Here is a 14,455-nt window from a genome sequence, read left to right as displayed (position 1 = left end):
GCGCCGGGCCGAGCCGCCGGTGCCGCAGCACCGCGAGCCCCCGCAGCGCCACGCCGAGCCGCCGCGCGAGGCGCCCCGGGAGGCGCCGCGCCGCGAGCCGCGCCCGCGCAGCCGCAACCGGATGTACATCCCGGGCCTGGGCTGCCTGAAGGGCTGCCTGATGGTGCTGCTGGTGCTGGCGTTGGCCGCGGTGGCGCTGTGGAACTTCACGCCGCTCCCCGAGTACTGGGCCAACGTCCAGGACTGGTTCACCAGCGCGAAGGACTGGGTGACGAGCGTCTTCGACTCGACGAAGTGACGGCCGTGTGACGCGGGCGACAGCAGGGGCGCCGGCGGTGCCGGGAGCGCTCCGGCGCCGACCCCCGGCGTCGATCCCGACACCGGACGGCGGAATTGACGCTTTGTCGACAATTTCCCGGAATTCTTGCCGTTTCCCGCCCGCCGAGCCCCCTCAGGCGGTCCGCCGAGGGTGCTCGGGCGCGTAGGTTGGTCGCTGTTGTCCCGCCCCACCGAGTGCACCGGACCCTCCCGGAGCGCTCCCGCCGCCCACGGAGCAGCATTGGCACGCAAGATCGGCAGCCGCTACACCGTCCACCAGGTGATCGGCCGGGGCTCGGCCGGGACGGTCTGGCTCGGCGAGGGCCCGGACGGTCCGGTCGCGGTCAAGCTGCTCCGCGAGGACCTCGCCGCCGACCAGGTGCTGGTCGGGCGGTTCGTCCAGGAGCGCGCCGCGCTGACCAGCCTCGACCACCCCCGCGTGGTCGGTGTGCGCGACATGGTCGTGGACGGCAGCGACCTCGCCCTGGTGATGGAACTCGTCCAGGGCACCGACCTGCGCTCCCGGCTGGAGCGCGACGGCGCGCTGCCCCCGCAGACCGCCGCCTCGGTCATCGCGGACGTCGCCGACGGCCTGGCCGCCGCACACGCGGCCGGCATCGTGCACCGCGACGTCAAGCCGGAGAACGTCCTGCTCGACCTCGCCGCCGCCCCCGGCCCCGGCGGCGCCCCGCGGGCCAAGCTGACCGACTTCGGCGTGGCCCGGCTGGTCGACGCCCCGCGCCGGACCCGCGCGACCCGGATCATCGGCACCCCCGACTACCTCGCCCCCGAGATCATCGAGGGCCTGGAGCCGCGCGCCGCCGTCGACATCTACGCCCTCGCCACCGTGCTGTACGAGCTGCTGGCCGGCTTCACGCCGTTCGGCGGCGGCCACACCGGCGCGGTGCTGCGCCGGCACGTCACCGAGCAGGTGCCGCCGATCCCCGGTCTGCCCGACGGCCTGTGGCGGATCATCGCCGAGTGCCTGGCCAAGGCCCCGGCCTCCCGGCTGCGCGCCGCCGAGCTGGCCTCCCGGCTGCGCGAGCAGCTGCCCGCGCTGGCCGGGCTGCCGGTGCTGGCCGTCCCGCAGCAGGGCCGGGCGCCGGCCGAGGAGGCGCTGACCCCGGGCGAGGCGGTGTACGCCGAGGTGGACGCCGCCCCGGGCACCCACAAGCGCCGCCGCGGCCCGGCCGTCCCGCTGGTGCCCGGTGCCGCCCCGGACTCCACCCGGGACACCCACACCAGCCTGCGCCGCCCCTCCGCGCAGGAGCTCGCCTCGTACGCGGCCGAGTCGCGGGCCCAGCGGACCGTCCCGGGCGCGACCCACCGCCGGGACCGCCAGGCGCTGCTGCGCCGCCGCCGGATGCTGGCCGTGCTGCTGGCCACGGTCCTGCTGCTGGCCGGGGCCGCGGCGGCCTGGACCGCCTTCGCCGCGACCGCCCCGGACGCCGGCCCGGCCCCGCGCCCGGCCACCGTCTCCACGGCCCCGCGGGCGCCCTAAGGGTCCGTTCCGCCGAGCCGCGAACGCCCGGCGGAACGGGCTCCGGCGGCGCGGTCCGGAGCCCGGAGGCCCCCGGGGGCGTCATGTGCACCCCGCGAACCATTACGCTGGGGGCGTGGCAGCCGTCGATCCTTCCGAAGAGCTCAAGAACCTCGATACGACCATGGGGTCGATCGAGGCCGTCCTCGACCTGGACAAGATCCGGGCCGACATCGCGGTCCTGGAGGAGGAGGCAGCCGCCCCCACCCTGTGGGACGACGTCGCGAACGCGCAGAAGGTGACCAGTCGGCTCTCCTTCCTCCAGGGCGAACTGCGCAGGGTCGAGGGCCTCCGCGGCCGCATCGACGACCTGGGCGTCCTGTTCGAGCTGGCCGAGGCCGAGGACGACGCGGACACCCGCGCCGAGGCCGAGGCCGAGCTGGTGGCCGTCGCCAAGGCGGTCGAGGAGCTGGAGGTCCGCACCCTCCTGTCGGGCGAGTACGACGCCCGCGAGGCGCTGATCAACATCCGCGCCGAGGCCGGTGGTGTGGACGCCGCCGACTTCGCCGAGCAGCTGATGCGCATGTACCTGCGCTGGGCCGAGCGGCACGGGTACCCGACCGAGGTGTACGACACCTCGTACGCGGAGGAGGCCGGCATCAAGTCCGCGACCTTCACCGTGAAGGCGCCGTACGCCTACGGCACCCTCTCGGTCGAGCAGGGCACCCACCGTCTGGTCCGCATCTCCCCGTTCGACAACCAGGGCCGCCGGCAGACCTCGTTCGCCGGTGTCGAGGTGCTCCCGGTCGTCGAGCAGTCCGACCACGTCGACATCGACGAGTCCGAGCTGCGCATCGACGTCTACCGCGCCTCCGGCCCCGGCGGCCAGGGCGTCAACACCACCGACTCGGCGGTGCGCATCACGCACCTCCCGACCGGTGTCGTGGTGTCCTGCCAGAACGAGCGCTCGCAGATCCAGAACAAGGCGTCCGCGATGAACGTCCTCCAGGCCAAGCTGCTGGAGCGGCGCCGCCAGGAGGAGCGGGCCGCGATGGACGCGCTCAAGGACAGCGGCAGCTCCTGGGGCAACCAGATGCGCTCGTACGTCCTGCACCCGTACCAGATGGTCAAGGACGTTCGCACCGCGTTCGAGGCCGGCAACCCGCAGGCCGTGCTGGACGGCGACATCGACGGCTTCATCGAGGCCGGCATCCGCTGGCGCAAGCAGCGCGAGACCGCCGCGCAGTAAGCGCCCCCCCGACGGCGAAAGGCCCCGACCGGATCCCGGTCGGGGCCTTTCCCGTGCGGACGTCACGCGGACTTCGTAGGGGACTCCGTACGGGACGTCGTGCGGACGTTCGTCAGGGGCACGTTCGACAGTGGCACGTTCCTCGGGGGCACGTTTCTCAGGCCAGCGCCTGCCGCGCGATCAGCGCCACCGCGAGCAGTCCGGCCAGGACGGCCAGCAGCATCGCGGGGGAGAGCGCGGCGAACGGGCTCTGCTGCTCCTGCAGCCGGGCCCGGGTGGCACGGCAGGCGGGGCAGCGGCCCTCGCTGACGCGGCCGTTGCAGTTGGCGCACACCAGATGGTCGCAGGTCATGCGATCTCCTCCTCGCTGCTACTGCAAACGCACCGGACCGGGCCTTGGTTCCTTCTTGTGCCCTGTGCGGCGGAGCGGTCGGGCACGACCGCACCCTCCACTCTGCCAGGTTCCGCGCGTTCCGGCCCCCGGGCTGTGAGATGGCTCCCAATTTTCAGGGCATAACCGGGCATTCTCCCCCAGTTTTCCGTCGCTGTCGCATCCGGAGCCTGCGGGCCGGCCGCGCATTCGCGTATGGTCCCAAGCCGGGAGCGGCCGTTCCGCTCCCCTCGCCCGCCCCGGGCCGGGCATGCCGGGGGGCGGGGCGACCGAGGACTGGCGCCGCCTAGGATGGCCTCCGTGATGCAGCCGTGATCAGATTCGACAACGTCTCCAAGACCTATCCCAAGCAGAACCGTCCCGCCCTGGACAACGTCTCGCTGGAGATCGAGAAGGGTGAGTTCGTCTTCCTGGTCGGCTCGTCCGGCTCGGGAAAGTCCACCTTCCTGCGGCTGTGCCTGCGCGAGGAGCGCCCCAGCAACGGCGAGGTGCACGTGCTGGGCAAGGACCTGGGCAAGCTGTCCAACTGGAAGGTGCCGCACATGCGCCGCCAGCTGGGCACCGTCTTCCAGGACTTCCGGCTGCTGCCGAACAAGACGGTCGCGCAGAACGTCGCGTTCGCCCTGGAGGTCATCGGCAAGCCGAAGAGCGCCATCGGCAAGGTGGTGCCCGAGGTGCTCGACCTGGTCGGCCTCGGCGGCAAGGAGGACCGGATGCCCGGCGAGCTGTCCGGTGGTGAGCAGCAGCGCGTCGCGATCGCCCGGGCGTTCGTCAACCGCCCGATGCTGCTGATCGCGGACGAGCCCACCGGCAACCTCGACCCGCAGAACTCGGTCGGCATCATGAAGCTGCTCGACCGCATCAACCGCACCGGCACCACGGTGCTGATGGCCACCCACGACCAGGCCATCGTCGACCAGATGCGCAAGCGCGTCATCGAGCTCGACAAGGGGCTGCTGGTCCGCGACCAGGCCCGCGGCGTCTACGGGTACCAGCACTGACCGTTCGGCGCTGAAACCCGTGGGCCGTCCGCCCGCCTCGTCCGACCCGCAGTACCGACCCTGGAGTTGTTGAACGCATGCGCGCCCAGTTCGTCCTGTCGGAGATCGGTGTGGGTCTCCGCCGCAACCTGACGATGACCATCGCGGTCGTCGTCAGCGTCGCGCTCTCCCTCGCCCTCGCCGGTGCCTCCCTCCTGGTCCGCGACCAGGTCAACTCCATGAAGGGGTACTGGTACGACAAGGTCGAGGTGAGCATCTACTTCTGCACCAAGGCCGACGCCCGGAACTCCCCGCAGTGCGACAAGGGCGCGGCCACCGACCAGCAGATCGCCGACATCAAGACCCAGCTGGACAAGATGGACTCGGTGGTCCAGTCCTCGACCTTCGAGAACTCCACCGAGGCGTACAAGCACTGGAAGGAGATGAACCCGGACAACCCGCTCATCTCCGTCCTCGGCCCGGACGCCATCCCGCAGTCGTGGCGGGTCAAGCTCAACGACCCGACCAAGTACGACGTCATCCAGAGCGCCTTCGCCGGCAAGCCCGGCGTCAAGTCGGTCGAGGACCAGCGGAAGATCCTGGAGAACCTCTTCGGCCTGCTGAACGGCCTCCAGACGGCGGCCTTCGTGATCATGGTGCTGATGCTCTTCGTCGCGCTGCTGCTGATCGTCAACACCGTCCGGGTGTCGGCGTTCAGCAGGCGGCGCGAGACCGGCATCATGCGCCTGGTCGGTGCCTCCAACTTCTACGTGCAGATGCCGTTCATCGCGGAGGCCGCGTTCTCCGCGCTGCTCGGCGCCGTGATGGCCTCCGGCCTGCTGCTCTGCGGGCACTTCTTCGTGCAGAACTGGCTGGCCGAGCGGGTGCAGTTCATCCACTTCATCGGCCTCTCCTCGGTGCTGGCGGTGATACCGCTGCTGGTCGTGGTGGGTATGGGCATGGCCGGCATCGCGGCCTTCTTCACCCTCCGCAAGTACCTCAAGGTCTAGGGGCCTTCGACCGGGCGGCCCCGGACGGCACTGCGCCGTCCGGGGCCGCCCGCGTTCCGCCGCAGTCCGTTCCGGCCCCCGCGTTCCGGACACGCCCTAGACTCCGGTGCCATGCCCGTCACTCCCCGCGCGACCCGTCAGGCGGCCACCCTCAGCCTGGTGTTCGGGGTGGTCCTGCTGGCCGGCGCCGCCACCGGAGCCTGGGGCGGCGAGCCCGGTACGGCCCCGCGCCCGCCCTCGGTGGACGCCGCCCCCGCCGCCGCGCCCCTCGGGGCCGGCCAGGACCCGGCCGGCGCGAACCTCTCCGAGCAACAGGCCGAGCACCTGATCGGCGCCACCGGGGACCGCTGGGGCGCCTACTACAGCGCCCAGGAGTACGCCGAGTTCAGCCAGGGCCTGGACGGCCGCTACCTGGGCGTGGGCCTGTCGGTCGGCCGCGGCGAGGACGGCCTCACCACCGTCTCCCAGGTGCACCCCGGGGGTCCGGCGGCCGCCGCCGGGATCGCGGTCGGCGACCGGCTGCTGCGGATCGGCGCGGACCCGGCCGACCGGCTGCCGGTCACCGAGGTGGTCGCCCGGCTGCGCGGACGCGAGGGCGCCGAGCGGCAGGCCGGCTCGGAGGTGGTCCTGGCGGTGCAGCGCGGCGAGGGCGAGGTCCGCGAGCTGCGGCTGCGTCGGGCGCTGCTGGACAGCCAGCAGGTGGCGGTCGAGCACCTGGCGGGCGGCGTCGTACGGATCGCCGTCCGGGCCTTCACCTCCGGCGTGGCCGAGCAGGTGCGCGCCGCCGCGCGCGGCGCGCGCGCCGGGGTGGTGCTCGATCTGCGCGGCAACTCCGGCGGGCTGGTCGAGGAGGCCGTCGGCGCCGCCGGGGTCTTCCTGGACGGCGGCCCGGTCGGCTCCTACCAGGACCGCGGCGGCACCCGCGAACTCACCGCCCCGCCCGGCGGCGACCAGCGCACCCCGCTGGTGGTGCTGGTGGACGGCGGCACGATGAGCGCCGCCGAACTGCTCACCGGCGCCCTCCAGGACCGCGGCCGGGCCGTGGTGGTCGGCTCCCGGACCTTCGGCAAGGGCACCGTGCAGCAGCCCAGCCGACTCGCCGACGGCGCCGTGCTGGAACTCACCGTCGGCCGGTACCACACCCCGGCCGGCCGCTCCCCAGAGGGCACCGGGCTGGCCCCGGACGTCCCGGCGGAGGCCGCCGAGGACGCCGCCGCGCTCGCCCTGCGGGTCCTGGCCGGTCTGGGCAGCCGTACGTAAAGGGGCTGCTCGACAGGGGCCGGAGGTGCGAGAATGGCCGCGCTATGGCAAAGGAAACCGGACACAAGCTGATCGCGCAGAACAAGAAGGCGCGACACGAGTACACCATCCTCGACACCTACGAGTGCGGCCTCGTGCTCACCGGCACCGAGGTGAAGTCACTGCGTGAGGGGCGGGCCAACCTGGTCGACGGCTACGCCTACATCCAGAACCACGAGGCGTGGATCGACAACGTCTTCATCCCCGAGTACACCCAGGGGACGTGGACCAACCACGCGGCCCGGCGCAAGCGCAAGCTGCTGCTGCACCGGATGGAGATCCAGAAGATCGAGACGAAGGTCCGGGACGCCGGCCACACCCTCGTCCCGCTCTCGCTGTACTTCAAGGACGGCCGGGTCAAGATCGAACTGGCCCTCGCGGTCGGCAAGAAGCTCTACGACAAGCGGCAGACCCTGCGCGAGAAGCAGGACACCCGCGAGACCGCACGCGCCGTGGCGGCCGCCCGACGGCGCCAGGGTTAATCGGCTGGACCCCCGCTGCTCGCCTCGCGTACTATGGCGCCAGCAACACGGACGGTCACCGTCCGAGCTGTTTCTCAAAAAAACATGGGGATGATCGGTTTCGACAGGGGATGTTGAAACAGGGGAAGCGAGCCGAGGAACGCGGCAATGATCTCGTTAACCACGTGTCGCAAAAAAATAATCGCCAACTCTAAGCGCGATTCCCAGCAGTTCGCTCTCGCTGCCTAATAAGCACCGATAGCGCTTGGGTGTCAGACCGGGGAGTTCCCGACCCGGACCCTGGCATAATCTAGGGAACTCAACCGTCCGCCCGGGCTGCGAGGGCGGATGGGAAATCAAACAGCAGCTGGGCCTGTTGGCGGCTTGTCCGTGTGACCGCCAGGGCCGAGAAAATCACAGCGGACTGCGCTCGGAGAAGCCCTGAATTAACTCCACTGGACCCGGGTTCGATTCCCGGCATCTCCACCACCCCATGTTCACAGTGAAGGCCGTCCACCGCGTTGCGGAGGGCGGCCTTCACGTTTCCCCCGGCTACGGCGTAGGATCGTCCGTCCGCTCGTTTCCCGGAGCGGGATTCCGCCGCAACCACCGAGGCCATGCAGAGCAACACGGACACCACCGCCACCGACCACGAGACCGTGCGCGCGCGCGAGATCGCCGGTGAGCAACGCCACCTCGACACCGTCTACCGCCGCCTGGAGGAGAAGCTCGCCGAAGCCGAGTACATCCTTGAAGACGCCGTCAAGCGGGTGCATGTCGGCACCCCCGGCGCGCTCGCCGAGCGCGACGCCCAGGTGTACCGGGCCGGCGCGCACCTCCAGCGACTCAACAACGAGTTCGAGGACTTCCTGTTCGGCCGCATCGACCTCCAGCGGGCCGACGCCCCGGAGGAGCACGGCATTCCCTCCAACACGCCGCTCGACCCCGCCGACCCGGCCGTCGCCGAGACCCTGCACATCGGCCGGCTCGGCGTCCTGGACGCCGAGTACGGCCCGCTGGTGATCGACTGGCGGGCCCCCGCCGCCGCGCCGTTCTACCGGTCCACCCCGCTGGAGCCCGGCCGGGTCCTCCGGCGCCGGGTGATCCGCTCCAAGGGCCGCAAGGTGATCGGCGTCGAGGACGACCTGCTCCGCCCCGACCTCACCCCCACCCTGGACGGCGAGGAGCTGCCGATCGTCGGCGACGGCGCGCTGATGGCCTCCCTCGGCCGCGCCCGCAGCCACTCGATGCGCGACATCGTCTCCTCCATCCAGAAGGAGCAGGACGAGGTCATCCGCGCCGCCGCGGCCGGTGCCACCCTGGTCACCGGCGGCCCCGGCACCGGCAAGACCGCCGTCGCGCTGCACCGCGCCGCCTTCCTGCTCTACCAGGACCGCCGCCGCTACGCCGGGGGCATCCTGGTGGTCTCGCCGACCCCGCTGCTGGTCTCCTACACCGAGGGCGTGCTGCCCTCGCTCGGCGAGGAGGGCCAGGTCGCCATCCGCGCGGTCGGCTCGCTGGTCGACGGCATCGAGGCCGGCACCTACGACACCCCGGAGGCGGCCCGGATCAAGGGCTCGGCCCGGATGGTCCAGCTGCTGCGCCGGGCCGCCCGGGCGGCGCTGGAGCTGGGCGCCCCGCAGGAGCTGAAGGTGGTCGCCCGCGGCGAGGTGCTGAGGCTGGACGCGGGCCGCCTCAAGGCGGTGCGCGGCAACGTCATCGGCTCCGGCGGCACCCCGATCAACCTGCTGCGCCCGCGCGCCCGCCGGCTGCTGCTGGACGCGCTCTGGCAGGAGGCCGTCCGCCACCTGCCCAGGCCCGCCGACCACTACGCCCGCGAGCGGCGCCAGGAGGAGAAGGAGTCCTTCGACGAGTACGTCTCGGACGAGGCGCCGTTCCTGGACTTCCTGGACGCCTGGTGGCCCGTGGTCACCCCGCGCCGGGTGCTCGGCACGCTGAAGCAGTCCCGGCACACCAACCGGATCGCCCGCCGCGCGGTCACGCCGGACGAGGCGAAGGTGCTGGCCGCGTCCTGGCGGCACCTGTCGGAGCGCGGCGAGGGCGCCCTGTCGGCGCACGACGTGGCGCTGGTGGACGAGCTGCAGCTGCTGCTCGGCGAGCCGGCCCGGCCGAAGTACCGGGAGGTCGACGCGATGGACCTGCTGACCGGCCTGGAGGAGGTCACGACCTTCGCCGACCGGAACGCCCGGCAGCGGGATCGGGTGCCGGTCGAGCGCACCGAGTACGCCCATGTGATCGTGGACGAGTCGCAGGACCTCACCCCGATGCAGTGGCGGATGATCGGCCGCCGGGCCCGGATGGCCACCTGGACCATCGTCGGCGACCCGGCGCAGTCCTCCTGGCCGTTCCCGCAGGAGGCGCAGGCCGCGCTGGACGAGGTGCTGGCCGGCAAGCCGCGCCGCCGCTTCACGCTGACCGTGAACTACCGGAACCCGGCCGAGATCGCCGAGGTGGCCGCCAAGGTGCTGGCGCTGGCCGCGCCGGGCACGCCGTCGCCGAGCGCGGTGCGGCACGTGGGCGTGGAGCCGCGCTTCGCGGCCGTCACCGACCCGTCGCCCCGGGTCTTCGGAGCGGCCGCCCGGGCCGAGCTGGAGCGGCTGCTGGGCGAGGTGGACGGCACGGTGGCCCTGGTGGTGCCGATGGACCGGCGCGCCGAGGCGGCCGGCTGGGCCGAGGGGCTGGGCGAGCGCGTGGTGACGCTGGGCAGCCTGGAGGCCAAGGGCCTGGAGTACGACGCGACCGTGGTGGCCGACCCGACCGGGATCGCCGGCGAGTCGGAGGCGGGCCTGCGGGTGCTGTACGTGGCGCTCACCCGGGCGACCCAGCGGCTGACCGTGCTGTCCGGGCCGGACGACCTGCCGGACGCGGCCGGCCTGCCCGCGCTGCTGCGCGACTGACGGGTGCGCGACTGACGGTGTGTGACGGCCGGCCCGCCCCGGGCCGGCCGCCACCGCGGAGCACGACGAAGGCCCCTCACCCGGTGGGTGAGGGGCCTTCAGAAGCTACGACACCGACCCGCCATGCTCGCCTCGCGGCAAGTGGTCCCTCGAAGGGACGAAGGTTGGGCCCGGGGGCTTGGATCGAGCCGGTGTCCCGTCCAATGTAACGCATCGGGCGGCGGAGGCAAGAAGTTGTCGAGTCCGCACACTCAATGAACGTTATTTCTGGCTACCCCCTGGTAGGTGCGACGATCGAGGTCTAGCATGCGCAGGCGGGATATTCAACAAACTGTTGAATGCGCGGACGGACGTACGGAAGAAGGAACGTCGATGGCGACGGTGCCCAGTGTCTCCAACTCGATCACGGTGCGGCTGGAGGTCCCGGCCCGGGGCAACGCCGTCAGCGCGATCACCACGGCCGTGGAGTCCTCCGGCGGCTCGGTGACCGGCCTCGACGTCACCGCCTCCGGCCTGGAGGCCCTGCGGATCGACGTGACCGTGGCCGCCAGCTCGGTGGCGCACGGCGAGGAGATCGTCGAGAAGCTCCGGGCGATCGACGGCGTCGCCATCGGCAAGGTCTCGGACCGTACCTTCCTGATGCACCTCGGCGGCAAGATCGAGATGTCCTCGAAGCTGCCGATCCGCAACCGTGACGACCTCTCGATGATCTACACCCCGGGTGTCGCCCGGGTCTGCATGGCGATCGCCGAGAACCCCGAGGACGCCCGCCGCCTCACCATCAAGCGCAACAGCGTCGCCGTGGTCACCGACGGCTCCGCGGTGCTGGGCCTGGGCAACATCGGCCCGGCCGCCGCGCTGCCGGTCATGGAGGGCAAGGCGGCCCTGTTCAAGCGCTTCGCCGGGATCGACGCCTGGCCGATCTGCCTGGACACCCAGGACACCGACGAGATCGTGGCCATCGTCAAGGCGATCGCCCCGGGCTTCGCCGGCATCAACCTGGAGGACATCTCCGCGCCGCGCTGCTTCGAGATCGAGGCCCGGCTGCGCGAGGCCCTGGACATCCCGGTCTTCCACGACGACCAGCACGGCACCGCGATCGTGGTGCTGGCGGCGCTGATGAACGCGCTCAAGGTGGTCGGCAAGGAGATCTCCGACATCCGGGTGGTGATGTCGGGCGCCGGCGCCGCCGGTACCGCGATCCTCAAGCTGCTGATGGCGGCCGGCGTCGAGCACGCCACCGTGGCGGACGTGCGGGGCGTGGTCCACCAGGGCCGCGACGACCTCAACGACAACCTGCGCTGGATCGCCGACCACACCAACCGCTCGGGCCGCACCGGCACCCTCAAGGAGGCCGTGGCGGGCGCCGACGTCTTCATCGGCGTCTCGGCCCCGAACGTGCTGGACGGCGAGGACCTGGCCACCATGGCCGAGGACGCGATCATCTTCGCGCTGGCCAACCCGGACCCGGAGGTCGACCCGGCGGTGGCCCGGCAGACCGCCGCGGTGGTCGCCACCGGCCGCAGCGACTTCCCGAACCAGATCAACAACGTGCTGGTCTTCCCGGGTGTCTTCCGCGGCCTGCTGGACGCCCAGAGCCGTACGGTCAACACCGAGATGATGATCGCCGCCGCCCGGGCGCTGGCCGCCACCGTCGGCGACGACGAGCGCAACCCGAACTACATCATCCCCAGCGTGTTCCACAAGGACGTCGCCAAGACCGTCGCCTCCGCCGTCCGGGACGCCGCCCTGGCGGCCGCCTCGGAGGCGCCCGTGCCGTCCCGTCCGACCCCGGGCATCGTCGGCACGCTCGACACCGCCTCCTTCCCCGCGGTGCGGCTCTGACGTCGGACGCCGTCGACGGGCCCCTGCACCGGGCCCGGCGTCGAGCCTCCGCGGTGCCCGGCCGCACCGTGCCGCGGATCGGTCAAATGATCGATTAATGGCCGTACCCGTCCATTCCCGCCCCGAACCCTTGCGACACAAGGGCGAGGGGCGTGTTTGGGCTTGTCGGACCTAGGGCGTACGGTAGCCCTGCACGGGGCAGGCGTGTCCGACAAGTACGGAACGTCCCCCTGGTCTTCCGGCGCGTCGTCCCGACCGCCGCCCGCGCCCGGTCCGCCGGAGCCGACGGAGCGTCACACCTCCGGCGGGCGGGCGCTGTTCGGGTCGTGTCGCCGGGGCCCGATTGGCTTTCTCGGGGCCGGTCGGGGCAGGATTCGTATCCGGGCAGGCAGGCGGGCCTTCGAAGGCACGGCGCGCGGCACTGGGTGCGGACCCGGCTCGCGACCACGCATTGCCTGCATGAGCACAGTGTGCGGACCTGCGGCCCATCCGGGTGCCCCCCGGTGGGAGTACCGATGGGCCCCCGCACACCGCAAGCGAACAGACCACAGGAGTACACATGAACCGCAGTGAGCTGGTGGCCGCGCTGTCCGAGCGCGCCGAGGTGACCCGCAAGGACGCCGACGCCGTTCTGGCCGCCTTCGCCGAGATCGTCGGCGAGGTCGTCGCCAAGGGCGACGAGAAGGTCACCATCCCCGGTTTCCTGACCTTCGAGCGCACCCACCGCGCCGCTCGCACCGCCCGCAACCCGCAGACCGGCGAGCCGATCCAGATCCCCGAGGGCTACAGCGCCAAGGTCAGCGCCGGCTCCAAGCTGAAGGAAGCCGCCAAGGGCGCCTGAACGACCCCTTGAACGCCCGAGAGGCCGGGCCCCCCACGCGGGGGCCCGGCCTCTCGCCGTCGCCCGGCGGCCCCGGAGGGCCGCCGGGCGCACCGGTTGTCAGGCGTCGACCAGCTCGCCGCTCGGCTCGCCGGCGGCCTCGGGCTGCTCGCCCGGCAGCTCGACGTGGGCGCCGAGGTCGCGCAGCTTCTCCATGAAGTTCTCGTAGCCGCGGTTGATCAGGTCGATGCCGTGCACGGTCGAGGTGCCCTCGGCCGCCAGCGCCGCGATCAGGTACGAGAAGCCGCCGCGCAGGTCGGGGATGACCAGCTCGGAGCCGATCAGCTTGGACGGGCCGGAGACCACCGCGGAGTGCTGGAAGTTCCGGGCGCCGAAGCGGCACGGGGTGGCGCCCAGGCACTCGCGGTACAGCTGGATGTGCGCACCCATCTGGTTCAGCGCGCCGGTGAAGCCCAGCCGCGACTCGTACACCGTCTCGTGGACGATGGACAGGCCGGTCGCCTGGGTCAGCGCCACGACCAGCGGCTGCTGCCAGTCGGTCTGGAAGCCGGGGTGCACGTCGGTCTCCAGGGCGATCGCCTTGAGCTCGCCGCCCGGGTGCCAGAACCGGATGCCCTCGTCGTCCACCTCGAAGGCGCCGCCGACCTTCCGGAAGGTGTTGAGGAAGGTCATCATCTCCAGCTGGCGGGCGCCGCGGACGTAGATGTCGCCCTTGGTGGCCAGCGCCGCGCAGGCCCAGGAGGCGGACTCCAGGCGGTCCGGCAGCGCGCGGTGGTTGTAGCCGTTCAGCTCGTCGACACCGGTGATCAGGATGGTGCGGTCGGTGCCCATCGAGATGATCGCGCCCATCTTCTGCAGCACGCAGATCAGGTCGACGATCTCCGGCTCGATGGCCGCGTTGCGCAGCTCGGTGAGGCCCTCGGCGAGGACGGCGGTGAGCAGCACCTGCTCGGTGGCGCCGACCGACGGGTAGGGCAGCTCGATCCGGGTGCCGCGCAGCCGCTGCTGGGCGACCAGGTAGGTGCCCTGCGGGTGCTTCTCGATGGTGGCGCCGAACTGGCGGAGCACCTCGAAGTGGAAGTCGACCGGGCGGCCGCCGATGTCGCAGCCGCCGAGGCCCGGGATGAAGGCGTGGCCGAGGCGGTGCAGCAGCGGGCCGCAGAACAGGATCGGGATCCGCGAGGATCCGGCGTGCGCGTCGATGTCGGCGACGTTGGCACTCTCCACGTGCGAGGGGTCGAGGATCAGCTCGCCCTCCTCGTCGCCGGTGCGCACGGTGACCCCGTGCAGCTGGAGCAGCCCGCGGACCACCTTGACGTCGCGGATGTCCGGGACGTTGCGCAGTCTGCTGGGGCCCTGGCCGAGCAGGGCCGCGACCATGGCCTTGGGGACCAGGTTCTTCGCGCCGCGGACGCGGATCTCGCCTTCGAGCGGGTTTCCGCCGTGGACCAGCAGGACGTCGTCGGTCATCGTTCTCGCAATCCGGGGTGCCAGAGGAGTGGGTGGGGCTCGGCGACGAGCCTTGCGGTGGAACGGTTTCACGGGCGCGTCGGGCCCCCGGTGTGACCGAGTCGGCACCGTGGAGGGGCGTCCACCATCAGTAGATGGTAGTGGTCGTGCCGATGGTTCCCGTGAGCCTCTCCCGTGATGGTGCTCTCGCCGG

11 protein-coding genes, 1 other RNA gene and 1 pseudogene are annotated in these 14,455 nt (G+C 71.9%); 11 read left to right on the top strand and 2 right to left on the bottom strand.

The genetic code is table 11. The features are described 5' to 3' along the window. The 3 genes and pseudogenes from ACFP3U_RS34330 to prfB all read left to right on the top strand — a co-directional run. Positions 1-298, top strand: a pseudogene (locus tag ACFP3U_RS34330) (serine/threonine protein kinase); the annotation flags it as partial. Between the two features lie 261 nt (positions 299-559). Beyond that, the gene (locus ACFP3U_RS34325) at positions 560-1,819 is read left to right on the top strand and encodes a serine/threonine-protein kinase (protein WP_380229683.1); all 1,260 of its coding nucleotides are present in this window, start codon (positions 560-562) and stop codon (positions 1,817-1,819) included. A 115-nt stretch (positions 1,820-1,934) separates the two neighbouring features. Continuing rightward, positions 1,935-3,047, top strand: coding sequence for a peptide chain release factor 2 (gene prfB / locus ACFP3U_RS34320; RefSeq protein ID WP_380229682.1), 1,113 nt, complete (start codon positions 1,935-1,937; stop codon positions 3,045-3,047). 157 nt (positions 3,048-3,204) lie between these two features. On the opposite strand, the gene ACFP3U_RS34315 is transcribed toward prfB, so the two are convergent. Further along, positions 3,205-3,399, bottom strand: a complete 195-nt coding sequence (locus tag ACFP3U_RS34315; protein ID WP_380229681.1) for a hypothetical protein — start codon at positions 3,397-3,399, stop codon at positions 3,205-3,207. Positions 3,400-3,749: 350 nt separating this feature from the next. Here ACFP3U_RS34315 and ftsE point away from each other — a divergent pair, with 350 nt between their 5' ends. The 8 genes from ftsE to ACFP3U_RS34275 all read left to right on the top strand — a co-directional run bounded on the left by ftsE (position 3,750) and on the right by ACFP3U_RS34275 (position 12,792). Next, positions 3,750-4,439 carry a cell division ATP-binding protein FtsE gene (gene ftsE / locus ACFP3U_RS34310; protein ID WP_376151635.1) on the top strand — a complete coding sequence of 230 codons (690 nt, stop codon included), beginning with the start codon at positions 3,750-3,752 and terminating at the stop codon, positions 4,437-4,439. A gap of 77 nt (positions 4,440-4,516) precedes the next feature. Then, positions 4,517-5,428, top strand: a complete 912-nt coding sequence (gene ftsX, locus ACFP3U_RS34305) for a permease-like cell division protein FtsX (RefSeq protein ID WP_380229680.1) — start codon at positions 4,517-4,519, stop codon at positions 5,426-5,428. Between the two features lie 111 nt (positions 5,429-5,539). Then, positions 5,540-6,688 (top strand): S41 family peptidase, encoded by a 1,149-nt coding sequence (locus ACFP3U_RS34300; RefSeq protein ID WP_380229679.1) that lies wholly within the window; start codon positions 5,540-5,542, stop codon positions 6,686-6,688. A 44-nt stretch (positions 6,689-6,732) separates the two neighbouring features. After that, positions 6,733-7,209 carry an SsrA-binding protein SmpB gene (gene smpB / locus ACFP3U_RS34295; protein ID WP_380229678.1) on the top strand — a complete coding sequence of 159 codons (477 nt, stop codon included), beginning with the start codon at positions 6,733-6,735 and terminating at the stop codon, positions 7,207-7,209. Positions 7,210-7,295: 86 nt separating this feature from the next. Continuing rightward, positions 7,296-7,677: a transfer-messenger RNA gene (ssrA, locus tag ACFP3U_RS34290) on the top strand. A 128-nt stretch (positions 7,678-7,805) separates the two neighbouring features. Beyond that, on the top strand, positions 7,806-10,106 hold the full coding sequence (locus tag ACFP3U_RS34285) for a HelD family protein (RefSeq protein WP_380229677.1): 2,301 nt from the start codon (positions 7,806-7,808) through the stop codon (positions 10,104-10,106). 372 nt (positions 10,107-10,478) lie between these two features. Beyond that, a complete protein-coding gene (locus ACFP3U_RS34280; protein WP_380229676.1) occupies positions 10,479-11,951 on the top strand; it encodes an NAD-dependent malic enzyme in 1,473 nt (490 codons plus the stop codon). Positions 11,952-12,510: 559 nt separating this feature from the next. Continuing rightward, positions 12,511-12,792, top strand: coding sequence for an HU family DNA-binding protein (locus ACFP3U_RS34275; protein ID WP_030308200.1), 282 nt, complete (start codon positions 12,511-12,513; stop codon positions 12,790-12,792). 99 nt (positions 12,793-12,891) lie between these two features. On the opposite strand, the gene murA is transcribed toward ACFP3U_RS34275, so the two are convergent. Beyond that, positions 12,892-14,262 carry a UDP-N-acetylglucosamine 1-carboxyvinyltransferase gene (gene murA / locus ACFP3U_RS34270; protein ID WP_380229675.1) on the bottom strand — a complete coding sequence of 457 codons (1,371 nt, stop codon included), beginning with the start codon at positions 14,260-14,262 and terminating at the stop codon, positions 12,892-12,894. Between the last annotated feature and the right edge of the window lie 193 nt (positions 14,263-14,455).

The sequence above is a fragment of the Kitasatospora misakiensis genome, assembly GCF_042656005.1.
GTDB classification, from domain to species: Bacteria; Actinomycetota; Actinomycetes; order Streptomycetales; family Streptomycetaceae; genus Kitasatospora; species Kitasatospora misakiensis.
Note: the sequence above shows the minus strand (reverse complement) of the source record. Positions and strands in the feature narration are given on the sequence as shown.

Excerpts from the sequence above, each read along its gene's own strand:
- murA (WP_380229675.1), bottom strand. The coding sequence starts at position 14,262 with ATGACCGACGACGTCCTGCTGGTCCACGGCGGAAACCCGCTCGAAGGC.
- ACFP3U_RS34280 (WP_380229676.1), top strand. The coding sequence starts at position 10,479 with ATGGCGACGGTGCCCAGTGTCTCCAACTCGATCACGGTGCGGCTGGAG.
- ACFP3U_RS34300 (WP_380229679.1), top strand. The coding sequence starts at position 5,540 with ATGCCCGTCACTCCCCGCGCGACCCGTCAGGCGGCCACCCTCAGCCTG.
- ACFP3U_RS34275 (WP_030308200.1), top strand. The coding sequence starts at position 12,511 with ATGAACCGCAGTGAGCTGGTGGCCGCGCTGTCCGAGCGCGCCGAGGTG.
- smpB (WP_380229678.1), top strand. The coding sequence starts at position 6,733 with ATGGCAAAGGAAACCGGACACAAGCTGATCGCGCAGAACAAGAAGGCG.
- ACFP3U_RS34285 (WP_380229677.1), top strand. The coding sequence starts at position 7,806 with ATGCAGAGCAACACGGACACCACCGCCACCGACCACGAGACCGTGCGC.
- ftsX (WP_380229680.1), top strand. The coding sequence starts at position 4,517 with ATGCGCGCCCAGTTCGTCCTGTCGGAGATCGGTGTGGGTCTCCGCCGC.
- ACFP3U_RS34315 (WP_380229681.1), bottom strand. The coding sequence starts at position 3,399 with ATGACCTGCGACCATCTGGTGTGCGCCAACTGCAACGGCCGCGTCAGC.